Here is a 19,954-nt window from a genome sequence, read left to right as displayed (position 1 = left end):
CGGAGCGGGTCACCCGCCGATGTGCGACATCTCGACTTTCGGAAGTTTGACCGTGTCGGCGGTGCGCAGTTCCGAGTAACGGTCGGCGCGGACGCGCCAGATGCCGCGCAGCAGCGAGGCGATCTCGGCGTCGGACTTGCCCGTACGCAGCGGCGCTCGGAAGTCCTGTCCGACCGTAGCGAATAGGCACGTGTAGAGCAGCCCCTCCGACGAGAGGCGCGCGCGCGAACAGTCGCGGCAGAAAGGCCGCGATACCGACGCGATGACGCCGAACTCGCCGGAGCCGTCCGCGAACTCGTACCTGCGGGCGACGTCGCTCTGCTTGTCCGGCGCGACAGGCTTGACGCCGAACTCGGCATCGAGCAGCGCGAGAATTTCCGAAGCGGGCACGACGTCGTCAAGGCGCCAGCCGTTCGTCGAGCCGACGTCCATATATTCGATGAACCGGACGACGTGGCCGGTGCCCCGGAATCGGCGAGCGAGCTCGATCACGCTCGACTCGTTGACGCCGCGTTTGACGACGCAGTTGATCTTGATGCGGTCGAAGCCGGCGGCCGCAGCTGCGTCGATCCCCGCCAGCACGCGGGCTACCGGAAAGTCGACGTCGTTCATCGCGCGGAAGACCGCATCGTCGAGCGAATCGAGGCTCACCGTGATGCGGCGAAGGCCGGCGTCGCGGAGCGCTCGAGCCTGTTTGTCGAGCAGCGAGCCGTTCGTCGTGAGCGTCAGGTCAACGAGTCCGTCGATCGCGGCAAGGCGCGCGACGAGGCGGTCGAGTCCGCGGCGCAGCAGCGGCTCGCCGCCGGTGAGGCGGATCTTCTCGATCCCTTGGGCGACGAAGATGCGCGCCAGCCGCTCGATCTCTTCGAACGTCAGCAGCGCGGTCGAGGGCAGGAACTTGAAGTCGCGCCCGAAGACGCCCTTCGGCATGCAGTACGTGCAGCGGAAGTTGCAGCGGTCGGTGACGGAGATCCGGAGATCGGTGAGGGGGCGGCCGAGCGTGTCGAGCGCTGCGTTCGACTTATGAGACATGTAAGTACGACACGGTTCGCCGTTGCGCCCCGCGAGTCATGTAGCGGTCGAGCTTCAGCTCGACCGGCGACGAGCGTTCAAAGGCCGGGCCGCGGCGGTCGAGATAAATCTCGACCGCTACAAGGTCGGTCGGGACGACTTCTCGGCGCGGATGATGAGTTTGTCGTCGGTGAAGCTGAGCGGTCGTCCGCCTTCATACACGATATCGAAGCACTCGACCGCCCCGGGCGGCGCGGCGGCGAACGCCGCATAGACGCGCTCGGCATCCGCCTCCTCCATTCCAGCGCGCGCGATCCATTCGGCGAACGGGTGCGGCTTGCGGCACACGCTCGATTTCGTCTGCGTTAGTCCGGCTGAGGCGAGGAGGTCGGTCCATTCGCGTGCGGTGAGCGAGCGGACGTGCGTCGGGTCGCGCAGCCTCTCGACGTCGTTGAGGAACGTGTCGAGCTCACGCTCGTCCGGCACGATACTGTCCTCGACGACGAAAGCGCCGTCCGGACGAAGCACGCGCGCGATCTCGCGGATCGCCCGCGCTATGTCGATGAAATGATGCGGTGCGATGCGGCTCGTCACGACGTCGAAAAACGCGTCGTCGAAATCGAGGGCTTCGGCATCCATGAGCGCGGTCGTCAGGTTCGTCAGTCCTTTGCGTGCTGCGAGCTCGCGCGTCCGCTCGAGCATCGACGGCGCGATGTCGATCGCGATGACCGATGCGACGGAGGGAGCGATCGCTGCCGCCGTATTGCCGGTGCCGGTCGCGACGTCGAGCACGCGCATGTCGCTCGTCGGCGCGACGAACCGGACGAGTATGTCGAGATCGTCGCCGCCGGCGTGGCCGACGCTGCGCGCATACGCCGTCGACATACGATCGAATTGGCGCGCGACTTCGTCTTTCGTCGGCTTCATCGCGCGCGTCATTCAGCGCGTTCCGGAGGACTGCCCTTCCACTCATCCGAAAAGCCGAGTCTCTCGAGGCGACATAGCCAAGTTGGTAAGGCAAGGGTCTGCAAAACCCTGATCCCCGGTTCGAGTCCGGGTGTCGCCTCCACATACAAGGTCGGCGCTCTCAGGTGCCGCGAACTTTCGGCACGTGAGCCTTGCGCCTCGATCTCGACCCGCGGACGACAAGCCGGCCGAGGTCTCGCCCGCGTCGACGCCCGTCCAATCGCTCGGACCGCTGAAGCCCGCGCTCGTCGCGCAACTCGACAGGCTCGGCATCGCGACCGTCCGGGATCTCGTCCGTCACTATCCCACGCGCTACGACGATCTGCGCGCCCCGGTGAAGATCGCCGACTTGGCGCAGGCACCCGATGGCGACGTCAACGTGCTCGGTGTGATCACGCGGATCTCGCACGTCCGCCTGCGCGGCCGGGTGCGGTCGAAGTCGACCGCGGTCGTCGAAGATGGAAGCGGCTTGCTTCAAGCCGTTTGGTTCGGACGGCCGTATCTCATGACGCAGCTCAAGACTGGTATGCGCCTCTTCCTCCGCGGCCGTGTCGAGCGCACGCTCGCCGGTCCGCGCATGAGCGTCAGCCAGCATCGCGTCGTTCAGGACGGCGAGAAGTTCGAGGGCGACCTCGAGCCGGTCTACCCGCTGACCGCCGGTCTGACGAACCGGACGCTGCGCCGGCTCATCGGCAAAGGCGTCCGCGCGACGCTCGCCGACCCGGCGAGCGTCATCGACCCGCTGCCGCCAAGGGTCGTCGCCGGCCGGCGATTCGTCGACGCACGCTGGGCGCTTCGCGCCATCCACGAACCTAAGGATATGGAAGAAACGGAGCGCGCGCGGCACCGCCTGATCTTCGAAGAGTTCTTCTTGCTCGCGGTGAGCGTCGCGCTGAGGCGAGCGGCCATCAAAGCCGAGCCCGCTCCGATCATCCTCCTCGACCGTAAAGCGCTCGCCGTCCTCGAAAGCGAATTCGTCGCGCTGCTTCCGTTCTCCATGACCGGCGCGCAGCGCCGGGTGCTTGCGGAGACCTGGGCCGATATGACCGCTCGAGCGCCGATGAACCGGCTCTTGCAGGGCGACGTGGGATCCGGAAAGACAGCGGTCGCTGCCGGAGCTATGCTGCTGGCGGCTCGAGCGGGCTATCAGACGGCGTTCATGGCGCCGACTGAGATCCTCGCGCAGCAGCAATTCCAAAAGCTCGATGAGCAGCTCTCGCGAGCCGGTATTCGCAGCGCCTTGCTCGTCGGCGGGCTGCGCCGGCGGACTCGCGATCTCGTGCTCGACGAGTTGAAGGCCGGCGCGATCGACGTCGTCGTCGGCACGCACGCGCTGATCACCGACGACGTCGAGTTCGCGAAGCTCGGGCTCGTCGTCATCGACGAGCAACACCGGTTCGGCGTCTTGCAGCGCGCCGCGCTGCGCGCGAAGGCGCGCGGACACACCCCGCATACGCTCGTCATGACGGCGACGCCGATCCCGCGAACGCTCGCCCAATCCGTGTACGCGGATCTCGACGTCTCGATCATCGACGAGTTGCCGCCCGGGCGACAGCCGGTGAAGACATACGTCCGGCCGGCGAGCGCGAAGCCGAAGATCTTCGAGTTCGTCCGCGAGCAGGTCGCGGCCGGACGCCAAGCGTTCGTCGTATGCCCGGCGATCGAAGAGTCCGAACGAGCGGTCCATTCCGCGGAAGAAGAAGCCGAGCGGCTTCGTGCGGAGGAGCTGCGCGGTCTGCGAGTCGCGTTGGTCCACGGCCGCATGTCGTCGCAGGAGAAGGACGAGGTCATGCGCCTCTTCAGCGACGGCTTCATCCAAGTCCTCATCTCGACGACCGTCGTCGAGGTGGGAGTCGATATCCCGAACGCGAGCGTCATGGTCGTCCTCGACGCGCACGTCTTCGGACTCGCCCAGCTCCATCAGCTGCGCGGGCGCGTCGGCCGGGGAACGGCGAAGTCGTACTGCATCCTCGTCGCCGTCGACGGTGCCGATGAGACGCGCCGCCTCGACGTGCTCGAGCAGACGAACGACGGCTTCGTCGTCGCCGAGGAAGATCTGAAGATCCGAGGGCGCGGCGACCTCGGGGGCGTGCGCCAACATGGCGGCGACGACTTCAAGCTCGCTCACCTCATACGCGATTTCCCCGTGTTCCTCGAGGCGAAAAAAGCAGCCGAAGGCGTCGTCGCGGCCGATCCGCACCTGCGAAAGCCTGAGAACAAAGGGCTCGCCGCTCACCTCGCGTCGCTCGATCGCGACACGATGATCAAGGCGACGTCGTAGGCGGTAGGGCGCCCGACGGCAACCCTTTAAGTACCGCACCCATGAGATTGTCCGGCGGCGATCGAGCGCGTCAGAACGTCAGCGCGCCTAAAGGTCGCAAGACGCGTCCGACTGCGGCGAAAGTACGCGAGGCGATGTTCGCCGTGCTCGGGCGTCGCGTCCACGGCGCGCGCGTGCTCGATCTTTTCGCCGGCTCGGGCGCGCTCGGCTTCGAGGCGATCTCGCGCGGCGCGGCGAGCGTGGTCTTCGTCGACAACGACGGCGCCGCGGCCTTTGCGATCCGCCGGAACGCGCTGCACCTCATCGAAGACGAAGATCGCTGGCGCATCCTCCCGATGCAAGCGACCCGCGCGCTTCGCACGCTGCGCGGCACGTTCGACGTCATCCTCATCGATCCGCCGTACGAGCGCGGCGCGGCGGACGAGCTCGCGCTGCTCATGCAGCGAGGCTTGCTGGCCCCCGATGGGATCGCGGTCGTCGAACACAGGTCGAAGGAGACGCTCGCGCTGCCGACTTCGATGAAGCTCATCAAGACCTCGAAGTACGGCGACACGTCGCTCACCTTCGCCGGCGTCCGGACAGAACGCGAGCTGCAGGCGAGCGAACGTTCCGCCGACGACGGCCGTCCGCGTTCGCCGCGGAGCTAGAGCAGCGTTGCGTAATCGCAATGGGTCCGTCGAGAACCGGCGGCCCGCGGTCTATCCCGGCAGCTTCGACCCGGTGACGAACGGTCACCTCGACATCATCGTTCGCGCAGCGCGGTGTTTTCCGCGACTGATCGTCGCGGTCGTCGACAACCCGAACAAAGTTCCGATGTTCTCGCTCGACCGGCGCGTCGAATTGCTGCGCGAGGTGTGCTCCGGTATCGCCAACGTCGAAGTCGCTCAGTTCGCGGGGCTGCTCGTCGATTTCGTCAGCGGCGTCGGCGCTCAGGTCATCGTCAAGGGGTTGCGCATCGTATCGGATTTCGAGCATGAGTATTCGATGGCCGTCCTCAACCGTAAGCTGCGCGGCAATCCGGACACGATATTCGTCCCGGCGTCCATCGAGTATGCGTACGTCTCGTCGTCGTCCGTCAAAGAAGTGTTCTCGCTCGGCGGCGACATCTCGGATTTCGTGCCGCCGCTCGTCCTGCGCGCGATGAGCGCGATGCGTCCGGCCAAGGCAAAGGCAAAGATAAAGGAAAGGAAGCTCTCATGAGCATCTATCGCGTCATCGACAAGCTCGAGACGACCGTCAAGGAAGGGCTATGGCTGCCTTTCGGCTATCGGGTCGTCGGCCTCGAGCGCACGCTCGACCTCATCGAGAAGCTCCGCGCTAGCTTGCCCGACGAAGTCGGCCGCGCAAAACAAGTGACGCAAGAGAAAGACCGTCTTCTCTCGCAGGCCAAAGAGCAGGCCGATCGTATCGTCGAGGAAGCGTCGACGACGAAAAGCCAACTGCTCGATGAGAACGAACTCGGGCGGCTCGCTCAGACGCGCGCCGACAAAGTCATCTCGCAAGCGGAAGCGCGTGCCGCCGAGATCCGGCGCGGCGCCGACGAGTACGCCGACCGTGTCCTCGCCCAGCTCGATACGACGCTCGGCGGTGCTCTCGCCACCGTTCAAAAAGGCCGGCAGACGCTCGCCTCGACCTTGAACGGCGCATCGGGGAACGGAGCAGCGACTCGTTGAGCGAGATCCCGACCGAAGACCAAGAGTTCATGCGCGAGTTCCGCCGTCGCCGGCGGCTCGCGCTGCTCGGCGTCGCGCTCGCGACCGGCGCGATCACGTTCGTCGTGACGTACCTGCTCTTCTACGTCAGCTTGCCCTACTATATATTCGGTCCGGGCGCGGCCGTCGATCTCAACGGCGTCATCGCGATCGCCGGGCACTCGCCGCCGCCAGGTTCGCTGTTCCTCACCGACGTCAACGTGCTGCCTGGCCGGCCGGCATACTACGCGGCCGCGAAGATCCTGCCGGGTTTCGAGATCGTCAAACGCGAGGACCTCGTACCGCCGTCGATGACCGACCAGCAGCTCGACTCGGCGCTCGTCGACGACATGAAGCAGAGCCAAGAGACGGCGGAAGTCGTCGCTGAACGAGCCGCGGGACTCCACGTGCCCTCGCATGCGGCGGTCGTCGTGGAGCGCATCTTGCCGAAAACCCCCGCAGCCTCGTGCCTACGCCTGCGCGATCGTATCGTGGCCGTCGATGGGAAACTCGTCGCGACGATCGGCGCCGTGACGGACGCGACCCGATCGAAGCCGACGGGCAGCGCGTATCGATTCAGCCTCGTCCGCGGCGGGTCGCACGAGACGGTGACGTGCAAGACGGCGACGATCCAAGGACGTCCCCGTTTCGGCATGATCGTCAGCTTCGACCCCGGCGCGTACAGCGTTCCTATTCCGGTGAAGTACGACGTGCACGATATCAACGGCTCATCGGCCGGGCTGATGTTCGCGCTGCAGATCTATCGGACGCTGACCGGCAAGGATCTCGGACCTGCGCGCATGGTCGCCGGCACGGGCGTGCTCGAACTGAACGGCACCGTCGACCCGATCGAAGGCACGAAAGAAAAACTGCAGGCGGCGAAGCACGCCGGTGCGACCGTCTTTCTCGTGCCGCTCCAAAACTACACGGATATAAAAGGAACGCCGGGGATCCGGATCATTCCCGTGGCGTCGTTCGGCGATGCCGTGAAGGCGCTCGAAACGCTAGATCAAGCGAGCTAGCGGCCCGTCCCGAGCCGTAAAACCATTTGACATCGGGCGGCAGCTTTTCTATAATAAAGCCGTCGTTCCAGCAGCCCGCCCTCGTGGCCGGGCTTTCGTATGCGCAAGGCTCCCCCTGTGAAGATTCCCGTCGATCGTCTTTTCGGCAGCGATGTCGAAGCCATCGAAGTCGATCAAGTCGTCCGGCCGCCGGGCGACGTCGGCGCTCGTTACCCTGACGGCGTTCGCGTGGTCGCGACCATCGGTCGAATATCACACGGCGTCTACATGGAAGGTCAGGTCGAAGGCGTCGAAGCCGAGACGTGCGTGCGCTGCCTCGAGGCGTTCAAACGTCCGACTCGAGTGACGATCGAAGAGGCGTTCAGCGAAGACGTCGCGCCGAAAGACGCGCTCTTCTCCGATGTGTCGCCGCTCGTCGACAGGAGCATCGATCTCGACGATCTCGTAGTGCAATTGCTCGAGGTCGACGAACCGATGGCGGCCGTATGCGACGAACGCTGCAAGGGCATCTGCCCGGTATGCGGCGGCAACCGCAACCTGACCGATTGCGATTGCAAGGAGACGGTCTTGGACGAGAGGCTGGCAGGCCTGTCCCGGTTGATACAAGAACGCGACAACAACTGACGGTCGACCGTAAAGGTCGACCGCTCCAAACTCGACCGGAACCGGAGAGATATGGCGAACCCGAAGCAAAAACGGAGCAAGTCGAACACCCGCTCGAGGCGGAGCAATTGGAAGACCGCGGCTCCCGCGGTTTCGACATGTCCTCAGTGCCATCAGCCGCGCCGGCCGCATTACGCGTGCAGCAATTGCGGTTACTATAACGGCCGCGTGGCCGTCGCCCGACCGGACGAGTCGGCCGGGGCGAAGGCGTAACCGCGCCTCGTGTTCGGCGTTCGGATAGCAGGCATCGGCAGCTACGCTCCCGCTGGCGTTCTGACGAACCAAGACCTCGAACGCCTCGTCGACACCACTGACGAATGGATCGTCCAACGGACCGGCATGCGCCGGCGCCACATCGCGGCTCCCGATCAAGCGACGTCGGACATAGCCGTTCCAGCGGCGCTCGCCGCGCTCGACGCCGCCGGTAAGCAACCGAAGGACGTCGGCGCGATCATCGTCGCGACGGCGACCCCTGATTATCTTTTCCCGGCGACGGCTTGTATCGTCGGCGACCGGCTCGGCGTCGCGGGCACGCCGGCGTTCGACATCTCGATCGCGTGCTCGGGATTCGTCTACGGCTTGACGACCGCCGCATCGCTCATCCGCGGCGGCATGTACGAATCCGTGCTCGTCATCGGCGCCGAGACGCTTTCGAAGATCGTCGACTACACGGATCGCTCGACCTGCGTCCTCTTCGGCGACGGCGCCGGCGCCGCGCTCCTCGAGCGGTCCAAGGACGATCGTTTCCTCGGCGCGACCCTCGGCGCGGACGGTGCGGATCCGACCGTGCTTTACCTACCGGGCGGCGGCAGCCGCACGCCGTATTCGAGCGTCAACGGCGAGTTCCACGACAAGCGGCTCGGCTTCGTCCACATGCAGGGGCAAAGCGTCTTCAAGGTCGCGGTCAACATGATGGCCGCGTCGACGACCGCCGCGCTCGCGCAAGCCGGTCTCACGCCCGGCGACATCGATTTCATCGTTCCCCACCAGGCAAACGCGCGGATCATCGATGCGACGGTGAAGATGCTCAAGGTGTCGCCCGACAAGTGCGTCGTCAACATCCAAGAGTACGGCAACACGTCGTCGGCCTCGATCCCGCTCGCGCTGGCCGAGGCGGTCTCGGACGGCCGCGTGAAAGACGGCAACATCGTCGTCCTCGTCGCGTTCGGCGGTGGACTCTCGTGGGGCGCCAACGTCTGGCGCTGGGATGGCGCTCGGGTCGGGAAAGTGCCTGCGTCGTACGCCCAGCCCGAACGAGCGGCGCAAGTCGCGACGGCATAGGCGAGATCGATTGCCAACCCTCGGCATCGTCTTCCCCGGACAGGGGTCGCAAGCGACCGGGATGGGCGTCGAAGTCGCGCGCTCGTTTCAGGCTTCGCGTGAGACTTTCGAACGCGCCTCCGCGGTTTTGGGTTGGGACGTGCTGCGTACGTGCGAGACGGGCACGGATGAAGAGCTTCGCGAGACGCGAGTCAGCCAGCCGGCGATCTTCACGGCGAACGTCGCCATCTACCGCGCGGTCGAAACGCTCGGTTTGACGCCGCTCGTGTCGGCGGGGCATTCCTTCGGCGAATATTGCTCGCTCACGATCGCGGGCTCCCTGTCGCTCGAGCATGCGGTCGCACTCGTGAACGAGCGGGCTATCGCGATGGGTGCCGCGGCAGACGTCGCGCCTGGCGCGATGGCCGCGTTCATCGGTTTCGAGCAGACCAAGGTCGAGGAGATCTGCGATCAAGCACGCACCCAAAGCGGCGCGCGCGTCGACGTCGCCAATCTCAACGCACCCGTGCAGATCGTCGTCTCCGGCGACGTCGCGGGCGTAACCGTCGCGTGCGATATCGCGCGCGCCGCGGGAGCCAAGCGCGTCGTCATGCTCAACGTCTCCGGCGCGTGGCACAGCCCGCTCATGGCGACCGCCGTGCCGGCGTTCGCGCGGCACGTCGAGGCGGCGCCGATCGACGTGCCGTCGTTCGCCGTCATCAGCAACGTCGAGGTCGAGACCTACTCGAGCGTCGCCCAGATCCGGCGCTGTCTCATCGCGAGCTTGAGCGCGCGCGTCCGCTGGCACGAAGCCGCAGTCGCCCTTGCCGCGATGCGGCCCGACATCATCGTCGAGTGCGGCGCGACGCGCGTGCTCGCGCCGATGATGGCGCGTCTGGACGGCGTCGAAAGCAGTCGCGTTTTCCACGTCGCCGACCCGGCGAGCCTCGCGAAGCTCTCGGCCGCAGCGGACGGTTTCGCCGCGTGATGGCCGCGCTGTCGCTCGAAGGAAAGGGAGCGCTCGTCACCGGCGCCGGCACCGGCATCGGCCGGGCGATCGCGCTTTCGTACGCGCGCGCCGGCGCCACGCTCGTGCTCAACGGCCGCCGGCCCGAGCCGCTCGATGCCGTGCGTCGCGAGATCGAAGCGGAGGGCGGAAAAGCGCACGTCTTGACGGCCGACGTCTCGGATCAGGCGCAGGCGCAGAAGCTCGTCGACGACACGAAGGCCGCGCTCGGCCGGATCGACGTGCTCGTCAACAATGCCGGCAAGACGTACGACGCGCTCATCTTGAGAATGCGTTGGGACGCGCTCGACGAGGCGATCGCGATCAACCTCAAGAGCGTGTTCTACCTCGGATCGGCGGCGGGGAAGGTGATGCTCGCTCAAAAGGGCGGGGCGATCATCAATATATCCTCGGTCGTCGCGATCATGGGCAATGCCGGACAGAGCGCGTACGTCGCCGCCAAAGCGGGCGTCATCGGCTTGACGAAGTCGCTCGCGCAGGAGTTTGGCTCGAGAAGCATCCGCGTCAACGCGATCGCGCCGGGTTTCGTCGAGACCGATATGACCCGCTCCTTGACCGACGCCGTGAAGGAGCGATATCTCGCGAAAGTGCCTCTCGGGCGCTTCGGGTCACCGGATGAGGTCGCGGGCGTGGCGCTGTTCCTCGCCGGCGACGGCGCGAGCTACGTCACGGGTCAAGTCATCGCCGTCGACGGCGGCCTTCATATGTAGGGGCGACGTAAGTCGCTTAGACCGAGGACTCGCGCCCAGCCACTAGGAACCCCCGGTTCCAATACCACAGACGTAAGGAGGTCGGTAGAGCCCGATGTCAGTGTTCGACAAAGTGAAGAAGTGCATCGTTGAGCAGCTCGGCGTGGACGAGGATGAAGTGACGCTCGACGCCTCCATCACCGACGATCTCGGCGCCGACTCGCTCGACCAGGTCGAGCTCGTCATGGCGTTGGAGACCGAGTTCAATCTAGACATCCCCGACGAAGAGGCCGAAAAGATCAAGACCGTCGGCGATGCCGTCCGCTACATCGAAGAGGTGACCGAAAAAGCTTAGGCCCGGCCCCGCGCGGCCCCGCCACCTTTTTCGCACCCGCGCCGATGCACTGAATGTTTCAAACGCTTTCCGATCGCCTCGGGGCGATCTTCCAACGCCTTCGTTCACGCGGCAAGCTCACGCAAGCCGACGTCGCCGACGTCTTGCGCGAGGTGCGCATCGCGCTGCTCGAAGCGGACGTCAACCTCAAGGTCGTCAAGGACTTCATCGCGAGCATCCGCGAGCGCGCGGTCGGCGCCGAGGTCCTCGAGTCGCTGACGCCGGCTCAGTCCGTCATCAAGATCGTGCGCGACGGGCTCGTCGAGCTCATGGGCGGCGAGACCGCGACGGTGCGCTTCGCACCATCCGGACCGACGCCGATGATGCTCGTCGGTCTGCAAGGCAGCGGCAAGACGACTCACGCGGCGAAGCTGGCGCTGCTTTTCAAGGAACAAGGGCGGCGGCCGCTGCTCGTCGCGTGCGACATCTACAGGCCGGCGGCGATCCATCAACTACAAGTGCTCGGCGAGCAGATCGGCGTGCCGGTCTTCTCGCAGCCGGGCAAGCCGCCGCATATCGCCGCGGCGGCGGTGGACGAGGCGCGCAAGACCGGCTACGGGGCCGTCATCATCGACACCGCCGGCCGTCTCCAGATCGACGAGCCGCTCATGGACGAGCTCTGCGCGATCGCGGCCGACGTGAAACCGCTCGAGACGCTGCTCGTCGTCGACGCGATGACGGGCCAGGAAGCGGTCAACGTCGCGAAGGCGTTCGACGAGCGCATCGCGCTGACGGGAACGATACTGACGAAGCTGGACGGCGACAGCAGAGGCGGGGCCGCGCTCTCGATCCGTGCCGTGACGGGAAAGCCCGTGAAGTTCGCGGGCATCGGCGAGAAGGTGACGGCCATCGAGCCGTTCCATCCGGACCGGCTGGCGTCGCGCATCCTCGGCATGGGCGACATGCTGACGCTCATCGAGCGCACGCAGAGCGTCTTCAGCGAGGGCCAGGCGAAAGAGCTCGCCGGCAAGATCCGCCGTCACGATCTGACGCTGCAAGACTTCTTGGAGCAGCTGCGTCAAGTGCGGCGCATGGGTCCGCTCGGCGATCTGCTCAAAATGGTGCCGGGGATGGGCAAGCTCGCGGCCGGCGCGAAGATCGATGAGAGAGAAGCGACGCGGATCGAGGCGATCATCTGCTCGATGACGCCGCGCGAGCGGGCCGAGCCGCGCGTGCTCAATGCGAGCCGCCGAAAGCGGATCGCCGCCGGAAGCGGAACGCAAGTGCAAGACGTGAACCGTCTCATCAAGCAGTTCGAGCAATCGCGCAAACTCATGAAGCGGTTCGCGCACAAGATATAACGACGTAACGAGGAGAGATCACTTGGTCAAGATCCGTTTGCGCCGGACGGGCGCGAGAAAACAGCCGACATACCGGTTCGTCGTCGCCGACGCGCGAGCGCCGCGCGATGGGCGCTTCTTCGAGATCGTCGGTCACTACAATCCGCGACGCGATCCGGTCGAGATCGTCCTGGACGAAGAGAAGGTGAAGAAGTGGCTGAGCGACGGCGCACAGCCGTCCGATACCGTCGCGAGGCTGCTCGCGGCGAAAGGGCTCATCGATCCTTCGAAGGTGAAGGCGCGTAAGCCGCGAGCGAAGCGCGCGAAGAAGTCGTAAGAGGTCAGCCATGCCCGAACGCCCCACCGATTTCATCGATTTTGACGACGAAGAGCCGCAGCCCGCGCCGCGGGCCGAGGCGATCGACTTCGACGACGACGAAGATGTGCCGCCGCAGCGCGAACCGCAGCCTATCGACGACGAAGAGGACCCAGGCAACCTCCGCGACGGCATCGGCCGCGCGGCCGCAGTGCTGAAGTATATCGTCGAGCAGATCGTGGACGAGCCCGACGAGATCCAGATCGGCGCGAGCACTGACGACCGCGGACCCGTGCTGCTTCTTCGCGTCGCCGAAGACGACCGCGGCAAGGTCATCGGCCGACAGGGCCGCATCGTGCAGGCGATCCGCACGATCGTGAAGGCCGCGTCGGTCGGTTCCGGCGAGAAAGTCAACGTCGAAATCCTCGATTGACGTCGAAAGCGGATGACGCTCGCGCCGTCATCGGCCGCGTCGCCGGAACCTTCGGTCTTCGAGGTGAGGTGAAAGTCGTCACGACGGACCCGTCCGATTTCCGGCCGGGTCTGTCGGTCCGCGCATCCAGGAACGATCGTGATCTCGTCATCGCCGCGATCCGTCCGCACAAAGAGCGGCTGCTCGTGCTTTTCGAGGGCGTCGAGGACGCGACTGCGGCCGAGACGCTGAATGGAGCGGTCCTGTCGGCGCGCATCGGCGACCTTCCCGACTTGCCGCCGAACACGTATCGCGACGAAGACCTCATCGGGATGCGCGTGACGGACGAGCGCCTCGGCGAGCTCGGTGCGGTGACTTCGATCGCGCACTACCCGCACGCGGACATGCTCGTCGTAGGCGACCGCTCGCTCCTCGTCCCTATGCTGGCGGCGTACAGCCTCGTCATCGATGTCGCTTCAAAGACGATCTCGACGTCATTGCCGCCCGGCTTCGAGGACCTGTAAGACGCGATCACACCTTAAGAATGGCTTCCAACCAATATTGCGTTTGTTCACAAGAACGTCGCCCTCAACCGCGATTTCACAGCATAACGTTCGCCAGGGCGAGAAAGGATCATCGAATCCGCGACACCTCCAATCTCGTTGAGGCGTTCACGTTGATCTGCGGTCCACAAGAGTGCGTTGCGTCAGTCGCCATTGGCAGCATTGCTGGAGACAGACGTAGCGCGAGAGCGTCAAATCCTCGGTGGCAAATGTGCTAACTGTCTCAGACCGACGACGTCCGCCGATAGTGGCGCGGAGATACTCACAAAGCACGATGATACGCTTGCAAACGAGCGCGTTGCTCGGGATGTGGGGGTCGACTTTGTTTCGCGATTCCGCTACGGGCACCGCTCGTCTCCGCCGTCCCTATCGCTCGCAGTCGTTGGTGTCGCTCGAGTCCTCGCCCATAACATAGCGCCAGGCGCTCGGCGCCTGACGCGCTGGGTTGCTGCGCCGCGGCATCGACGTCAAGGCTTGCTATGACCTCTGCCAGGGCCGCGTGACCCGATGGTGAATCACCAGGCCCGGCCTCGTCTGCGAGGCCTGGCGTCTTATGCATTTGGAGGGCTTTCAGATGCGCATCGTTACCTTGCTTGCGACCATCGTTGCATTGGTTTCCAGCATCGTCGCCTCGTGCGGAACGCCCAGGACGCTTCTTGTCGCTGACGGGACTCCGTGTACCACCGGCGGCGACTGGAATCAGAACGGCCTAACGCGAGGAGGTGTCTGCCGCCCTTATCACATCTTGATCAAGGGAGTCGACGACAAGTTCGGCGGCGATGGCTTAAAGTGGCAGATTGTCAACCAATGGCAGGACGTGTGCCAGGACGATGTCACGGACGGACCAGCGTACGCGTCTCCGCCGTCTCAGTCGTCGTCTCACTCCTGGTTCGACGCAACGTACACGCCGTTAGGCACAGGCTGCAAGTCCCTCGAATATACGAACGAAGAGATCATGTTCGACTATAAGAACGAGATCAACGGTAATACGGGAGGCCCGCCTGCGAGCCCGGGCGTTTGCCTCAATCAAAACGACAAGCGCGACACGGCATTTCTTACTTGGATCCGTTTGCACGGTACGGCCGAATCGTCGGCGTCTCCGCCGAGCACCAACGACGACGTCCTTCATGCCAAGCCTGGTCCTACGCCGACCTCGGCGATCAGCATGGGCGACGGTGACAGCGGACGGATTGTCGGAGCGCCGACCGACTGCACGCAAAGTCCTAATCCGGATGCGACCGTGCAGAAATACATGATGAACCCGCAGGGCATCGACATGATAGGTATGGCGCAGGACTATTTTCGAGGAGTCTTGGGGTCGAAGGCGCCCTACGTCGTCACCGGTTTTACTTACATCTCGCCGACGCCGGCTCCGTCGGCGTCGAATCCAAACGGCAGTGGCATCAATACGTGCGATTACGATACTGCGAAGCTCGGCCCGTTCAGCTGTTACGATATCTTCTATTTGGATCAGGCCGCTCCGCACTATAATCGCGGCCAGTCCTCCATTACGTGGACCGGCTCGCTCGAGCTTGATCCCTCGCCGGGACCTACCGGCATCTGGGACTGGACAAACAGCTATCCCGGCTTGGTCGCAGCGCAGCTCGCGTTCGCGAACGGCGTCCTTCGGCCGACCGGAACGGGGGCCGGGGACACTGGCGCGCCGTTTCCGGTTTGGCTGAACGGCTTCGCGACCTTTAATGGCGGAACGCGCTCCGATGACTCCACGACCGGCGCCACGGTCGAGAGCTGTAACGCAGACGAGCTTGGTCAAGACGCCTTCGGCGCAACGGCGACGACGGCGCCGGGGATCGTAGGCGGGTCCATCGAGGATTCCTGGCTGGATGGCAGTACACAGGTGCCTCTTTCCGTCAACTGGGCGGTGAACATGAACTGCACGTCCGACATCCACGCGGAGAATTCCCCGACGCCAGTCTTCGCTGAAGTCGGCGGGCACAGCACAGCGTTCGACACGTCTGCCGACGGCTACGACCTCAACACGACCGCGACGACAGCGGTGAGCCCCAATCCTTCGCCGCAAGTTATCACGGTCGGGAGCACGCAGTTGAACGGCGCGCCGATGGGGCACGACAATCCCTTCGCCCTCTTAGTCGGAGGCGGAGGGAATCAGGAAATAGTCTCCGTCGTCGATTCGATGAACTCGCCAACCCCTACCATCACTGCGATCTTCACAAACAGCCACTCGACGAGCTACGTCGTTCGCTCGCTCTCGCCATATTCGTATCGGATAACGACGTATGCGTTGACGCTTTTGGCCTACGTCGACGGTCGGACCGTTGTGCAGATGAAATACGGTTCGAGTCACCTCGACGTGCCGTTCTATGCCGAGGCGCTCATATACCCGGGTTCACCGGTGAAGACGATGGCGACATTCCTGGGCAACCCCGTATTCACGAAGATAGCGGGCGGCATAGCTTCCCCCGGACCGATGGCGACCGCGATCGTCAACAACGCTAAGAACATCCAGCCAGGCCAAACCCTGAATCTCTTCAACAACGACAAGTCCTCATGGGAACAGGTCACCGTCAACGCCGTCAACCGCACGACGAATAAAGTCACATTCGACAGCGTCGCGTTTGTGCACGGCACCAATTCGATTCTGCGTGGCACCCAGGCGTACGATGGTTGCCAGATGGTGGGCGCCAGCCCGCAGCCGACGCCGGACGCGTCGACGAGCGGCGGCATCGCCGACTATCTCATCGCTGGGACGTGCGGCGAGGACGGCACCGCGCTGCATCGTGCCGGCGGCGTGTATTGTCGCGAGTTTAATGCCTTGACCGTCTATGCGGCGATGACGATGAATGGTGCGGCGTGCGTGAACATGACAAACGCAAAAGTGAGCTTCAAGAGCTTGCTTTCTTCGACTCAAGGAGGTTCTTGTGGCTCTGGCGGCTACTGCTTGACGCACGCATACACCCACGTGTGCGGCGCGATCAACGCGAAGGACGACGGCTGTCTCGGAGAAACCCCGCCCGTCAATACGTCGGGAACTATCAACTGTGCGAGTCCTCCGTGCATGCTCACCGTCACGCTCGGGAGTGTCACGAACGTCTACGTCAACGGGAGTTATCTCGTTGACTCGCCCGGTACAAATCAGGAGACTGTTCTAGCTACCGCCGTAAACCTGACACTTAAGGCAGGTCCAGGCCGTTTTCAATAAGGTACACAGCGGCAGCGTCGGATTCAGAAGTCCCTCCTCCACCATTCAGGTAGACGCCAATGGCAATGGTGGCGGCGGCACGCTGTGCGGTGCAGGGTACCCCAGTTTCGCGTTCAGCGTTTCTAACTGCCCGTCCGTAGACATGCTTCATACGACGGACGGGATTCCGCCCATGTCGGGCGTGGTTCTCCTCCAGTGACCGCAGGTGCTCCGCGTGTGACCAGGCAACGTTCTTCAATAGCGGTCGGATCGGAAGTGAGCGTCAGCATGCGTGCGTGGATTTTTCTGCTCGCCTTTGTGGTGACCGCCAGCGGCTGCGTTTCTGGGGCCACAACGCATCCAGGCGCGACCGGCGCTGGCGTCATCCCAAGGCCCAAAATCGTCCAAGGCGGACCCGGACCTGCGCAATGGGTCGCCTTCGGCCCATCGCAGGTCCCAGGCGATCCATTCGCCATTGTGAGCGGTGCCGACAACAACATCTGGTTCTCCGAGAATGTAGGTAATGCGGTCGATCGGCTGGCGATGAGGACAAATCGCGTCACCCGATTTGCGATCCCGACCAAGAACGCTGACGTATCGGCGTTGGCTGTCGGCCCGGACAAAGATATCTGGTTTACCGAGCCCGGGCCGGGAAAAATCGGAACCCTTCAGACCGACGGCACGATCATTGAATACTCGCTGCCGACGGGAGCGAGCCCGTTCGACATAAAGTCCGGGCCCGACGGGAACCTTTGGTTTACGGACGAAGCCCGCGCGGCGATCGGCCGCATTACCACGACCGGTTCCGTGACCGAGTTCACCACGCCGTCGGGCAATCCCCCGCAACAACTAACGGTCGGTTCCGACGGCAACTTATGGTTCACCGAAGGTTCTCCGCTAATAGGCCGGGCCACGACATCTGGTGTAATAACTGAATTTCGGACGCACGCAACGACAGAAACAAGCGGCATTACGTTGGCGAGCGATGGGAACGTCTGGTTCGGCGAGTTCTTCGATCACAGGCTCGGCCGAATCACGCCTTCCGGTACCGTGACCGAATTCTACGCCCACGGTCGGCATCCCGAGGCCCTGGCGAATGGAGGAAGCCGGTTCGAGCTGTTCGTCATGGTTGACGAGGGTCTCGCGAGATACAACATCCAGTCCCACAAATTTACGGTCCTTGGGAACGCGCCGAACTTTCCCGGCGTTGGCCCGCTCACTATTGGGCCTGATGGAAACGTTTGGTTCACCCAACCCGAGTTCGGCACGATGTCGGTGTTCGTGCGCAACGTATTGACCGTGACGCCCACGAGCCTTGCCCTTTCGGTCGGACAGTCGAGTACGCTGATCGCCTCAGAGCCGACCGCATCCGCCCCGCTGCTGGCCAAGAGTTCGAATGTTGCAGTAGCGACCGTTGCGCCGGCGGGATCGGACACATTCACGGTAACGGCGACTGGAGCGGGGTCCTGCAACGTTACCGTGAGCGACCATAAGGGGAACAGCTTTCCGGTGCCAGTCACGGTCCAGTAAAGACGCCCAAAGCGCCGATCGCCGTTCGCGTCGAGCATGTAGACGCCGTGTGGGACCCCGCCAGCCCGAAACGGCGATTTCACAATCTCCCCGAATATTATTATGGAATCCGTGAAAAATGGGAGCGGTCGAGATTCATCTCGACCGCCGCGGCCTTGTAGATTTGAAAGCTCGACGCCGGTGGAGCTAAAGCTCGACCGCTCTGTGGCCTTATGTCCGGGGGACCTTGTTGAGCCAGCCGACGACCCGAGAGACGATCTTGCGCGGTGATATCCGAACGACGAACGCGAGCACGTTGTTGATGACGCCGGGGATGACGATCGTCCGGCCGGCTCGCATTCCGCGGTAACCGGCGAGCGCGACCCGGTGTGCGTCCATCGCGTTGTATCGGAACAAGCGGGTCTCGGCCGTCATCTTCGCGCGTCGAGTGAAGCCGGTGTGCGTCGCACCCGGGCATAGGGTGGTGATGCGGACACCCGTACCCGCCAGCTCGACCTCGAGCGCTTCGGCGAGCGACAATACGTACGACTTCGTCGCGTAGTATGCGGCCATGTAGGGGCCCGGCTGGAACGCGCTCGTCGAAGCGAGCATGAGGACGTTGCCGGCGCGCCGCTCGACCATGAGCGGCAAGAAGAGCTTGGTCAATTCCGTCAGCGTGACGACGTTGAGGTGAAGCATCGCGAGTTCGTCGGTCGATGCGATGTCGACGAATCTGCCGTGCGTCGCGATGCCGGCGTTGTTGACGAGCGCATCGATCCGCAGTCCGGCCGCGCGAACCGCGTCGAAGAGCGATCGAGCCGCGCCGTCGAGCGACAGGTCGAACGCGAACGTCGAGATCGCGCGGCCCGTCGCGCGAAGCTCGGCTGCCGTCTCATCGAGACGCTTCCGGTCGCGAGCGACGATCGCGAGATCCCAGCCGTCTGCGGCGAAGACGCGCGCGAGCTCGAGTCCGATCCCCTCGGTCGCGCCCGTGACGAGCGCCGTGCTCACGCGATCGACTCGGAAAACACCGCTCGTATCCGCGCGTTGACCGCTTCCGGTTTCTCGGCGTGCGCGAGGTGGCCAGCTCCCTCGATGACCGACAACTCGCTGCCCGCGATGCTGCCGTGGAGGTACGCGGAATATTTCTGCGGTGTCATCTTATCTTCGGAGCCGACGACGATCAGCGTTGGCGCGCGGATCGATCCGACGCGATCCATCGCATCGAACTCGTCGCAATCCTGATAGTCGCGCCGCGTCGAGCGTTGGCCGACGCGAATGTGCCAATCGCGTGCGCGCGCACGCAACGATGGGTCGGCGTTCGGGGCGAGCGAAAAGCCGACGAGCTCGTCGATGCAGTCGGGCCAGCGCGCGTCGATCATCTCGAAGATCGTCGGAGCGACCTTGAGCCGTGCGCCGGTTCCCAAGAGGATGAGTCCGGCGGTGCGATCCGGATAGCGCAGTGCGAATTCGATCGCTATGGCGCCGCCAAGTGAGTTGCCGCCGACTATGGCGCGGTCCGCCCCCTTCCAATGGAGATATTTCGCGAGCCACGCGGCGCAATCGCCGACAGATGCGAGTGCTTCGCCCTCAGGATGGCCGGGCAATGACACGGCATCGCAGCCGAACTCGGCGACTTGTGCGTCGAAGCTTTCGTGCGTATGGCCCGAGCCGTGGACGAGCACCATGGGGATCACGCGGGCGCATTCG

Annotated in this window: 20 protein-coding genes and 1 tRNA gene; 17 read left to right on the top strand and 4 right to left on the bottom strand. The window is 64.2% G+C overall.

Annotated features, from left to right (window positions below; genetic code table 11):
• Positions 1 to 9: 9 nt before the first annotated feature.
• Together moaA and VFO25_12865 are read right to left on the bottom strand one after the other, a co-directional pair.
• A complete protein-coding gene (gene moaA, locus VFO25_12870; protein ID HET9343798.1) occupies positions 10 to 1,032 on the bottom strand; it encodes a GTP 3',8-cyclase MoaA in 1,023 nt (340 codons plus the stop codon).
• Positions 1,033 to 1,149: 117 nt separating this feature from the next.
• Positions 1,150 to 1,938 carry a methyltransferase domain-containing protein gene (locus VFO25_12865; GenBank protein HET9343797.1) on the bottom strand — a complete coding sequence of 263 codons (789 nt, stop codon included), beginning with the start codon at positions 1,936 to 1,938 and terminating at the stop codon, positions 1,150 to 1,152.
• 67 nt (positions 1,939 to 2,005) lie between these two features.
• On the opposite strand from VFO25_12865, the gene VFO25_12860 reads away from it, so the two are divergent.
• The 17 genes from VFO25_12860 to VFO25_12780 all read left to right on the top strand — a co-directional run bounded on the left by VFO25_12860 (position 2,006) and on the right by VFO25_12780 (position 18,265).
• Positions 2,006 to 2,080 (top strand) — tRNA-Cys (locus VFO25_12860).
• Positions 2,081 to 2,122: 42 nt separating this feature from the next.
• On the top strand, positions 2,123 to 4,258 hold the full coding sequence (recG, locus tag VFO25_12855) for an ATP-dependent DNA helicase RecG (GenBank protein ID HET9343796.1): 2,136 nt from the start codon (positions 2,123 to 2,125) through the stop codon (positions 4,256 to 4,258).
• A gap of 41 nt (positions 4,259 to 4,299) precedes the next feature.
• Positions 4,300 to 4,905, top strand: coding sequence for a 16S rRNA (guanine(966)-N(2))-methyltransferase RsmD (rsmD, locus tag VFO25_12850; GenBank protein ID HET9343795.1), 606 nt, complete (start codon positions 4,300 to 4,302; stop codon positions 4,903 to 4,905).
• A gap of 7 nt (positions 4,906 to 4,912) precedes the next feature.
• Positions 4,913 to 5,458, top strand: coding sequence for a pantetheine-phosphate adenylyltransferase (gene coaD / locus VFO25_12845; protein HET9343794.1), 546 nt, complete (start codon positions 4,913 to 4,915; stop codon positions 5,456 to 5,458).
• Positions 5,455 to 5,931 (top strand): hypothetical protein, encoded by a 477-nt coding sequence (locus tag VFO25_12840; protein HET9343793.1) that lies wholly within the window; start codon positions 5,455 to 5,457, stop codon positions 5,929 to 5,931. Before coaD ends, VFO25_12840 begins: the two co-directional genes overlap by 4 nt.
• Positions 5,928 to 6,971 (top strand): S16 family serine protease, encoded by a 1,044-nt coding sequence (locus tag VFO25_12835; GenBank protein ID HET9343792.1) that lies wholly within the window; start codon positions 5,928 to 5,930, stop codon positions 6,969 to 6,971. The genes VFO25_12840 and VFO25_12835 overlap by 4 nt, the downstream gene beginning before the upstream one ends.
• Before the next feature lie 117 nt (positions 6,972 to 7,088).
• Positions 7,089 to 7,595 carry a DUF177 domain-containing protein gene (locus VFO25_12830; GenBank protein HET9343791.1) on the top strand — a complete coding sequence of 169 codons (507 nt, stop codon included), beginning with the start codon at positions 7,089 to 7,091 and terminating at the stop codon, positions 7,593 to 7,595.
• 261 nt (positions 7,596 to 7,856) lie between these two features.
• Positions 7,857 to 8,915, top strand: coding sequence for a beta-ketoacyl-ACP synthase III (locus VFO25_12825; GenBank protein ID HET9343790.1), 1,059 nt, complete (start codon positions 7,857 to 7,859; stop codon positions 8,913 to 8,915).
• Positions 8,916 to 8,925: 10 nt separating this feature from the next.
• Positions 8,926 to 9,882 carry an ACP S-malonyltransferase gene (locus VFO25_12820; protein ID HET9343789.1) on the top strand — a complete coding sequence of 319 codons (957 nt, stop codon included), beginning with the start codon at positions 8,926 to 8,928 and terminating at the stop codon, positions 9,880 to 9,882.
• On the top strand, positions 9,882 to 10,631 hold the full coding sequence (locus tag VFO25_12815) for a 3-oxoacyl-ACP reductase family protein (GenBank protein HET9343788.1): 750 nt from the start codon (positions 9,882 to 9,884) through the stop codon (positions 10,629 to 10,631). The genes VFO25_12820 and VFO25_12815 overlap by 1 nt, the downstream gene beginning before the upstream one ends.
• A 94-nt stretch (positions 10,632 to 10,725) precedes the next feature.
• Positions 10,726 to 10,965: an acyl carrier protein gene (locus VFO25_12810; GenBank protein HET9343787.1), complete on the top strand. Its 240-nt coding sequence runs from the start codon at positions 10,726 to 10,728 to the stop codon at positions 10,963 to 10,965.
• A 53-nt stretch (positions 10,966 to 11,018) separates the two neighbouring features.
• Positions 11,019 to 12,305 (top strand): signal recognition particle protein, encoded by a 1,287-nt coding sequence (gene ffh, locus VFO25_12805; protein ID HET9343786.1) that lies wholly within the window; start codon positions 11,019 to 11,021, stop codon positions 12,303 to 12,305.
• 22 nt (positions 12,306 to 12,327) lie between these two features.
• Positions 12,328 to 12,621 carry a 30S ribosomal protein S16 gene (rpsP, locus tag VFO25_12800; protein ID HET9343785.1) on the top strand — a complete coding sequence of 98 codons (294 nt, stop codon included), beginning with the start codon at positions 12,328 to 12,330 and terminating at the stop codon, positions 12,619 to 12,621.
• Positions 12,622 to 12,631: 10 nt separating this feature from the next.
• Positions 12,632 to 13,033 (top strand): KH domain-containing protein, encoded by a 402-nt coding sequence (locus tag VFO25_12795; protein ID HET9343784.1) that lies wholly within the window; start codon positions 12,632 to 12,634, stop codon positions 13,031 to 13,033.
• Positions 13,030 to 13,536, top strand: coding sequence for a ribosome maturation factor RimM (gene rimM / locus VFO25_12790; GenBank protein ID HET9343783.1), 507 nt, complete (start codon positions 13,030 to 13,032; stop codon positions 13,534 to 13,536). The genes VFO25_12795 and rimM overlap by 4 nt, the downstream gene beginning before the upstream one ends.
• A gap of 994 nt (positions 13,537 to 14,530) precedes the next feature.
• Positions 14,531 to 16,756 (top strand): hypothetical protein, encoded by a 2,226-nt coding sequence (locus VFO25_12785; protein ID HET9343782.1) that lies wholly within the window; start codon positions 14,531 to 14,533, stop codon positions 16,754 to 16,756.
• Positions 16,757 to 17,023: 267 nt separating this feature from the next.
• Positions 17,024 to 18,265 carry a hypothetical protein gene (locus VFO25_12780; GenBank protein ID HET9343781.1) on the top strand — a complete coding sequence of 414 codons (1,242 nt, stop codon included), beginning with the start codon at positions 17,024 to 17,026 and terminating at the stop codon, positions 18,263 to 18,265.
• 210 nt (positions 18,266 to 18,475) lie between these two features.
• Here VFO25_12780 and VFO25_12775 read toward each other — a convergent pair whose 3' ends face one another.
• Together VFO25_12775 and VFO25_12770 are read right to left on the bottom strand one after the other, a co-directional pair.
• Positions 18,476 to 19,255 carry an SDR family oxidoreductase gene (locus VFO25_12775; GenBank protein ID HET9343780.1) on the bottom strand — a complete coding sequence of 260 codons (780 nt, stop codon included), beginning with the start codon at positions 19,253 to 19,255 and terminating at the stop codon, positions 18,476 to 18,478.
• Positions 19,252 to 19,932 (bottom strand): alpha/beta hydrolase, encoded by a 681-nt coding sequence (locus VFO25_12770; protein ID HET9343779.1) that lies wholly within the window; start codon positions 19,930 to 19,932, stop codon positions 19,252 to 19,254. Before VFO25_12770 ends, VFO25_12775 begins: the two co-directional genes overlap by 4 nt.
• Positions 19,933 to 19,954 lie beyond the last annotated feature (22 nt).

Source organism: Candidatus Eremiobacteraceae bacterium (genome assembly GCA_035710745.1).
In the GTDB taxonomy this organism is placed as follows: domain Bacteria; phylum Vulcanimicrobiota; class Vulcanimicrobiia; order Eremiobacterales; family Eremiobacteraceae; genus JANWLL01.
This window is presented reverse-complemented; position numbering and strand designations above follow the sequence as displayed.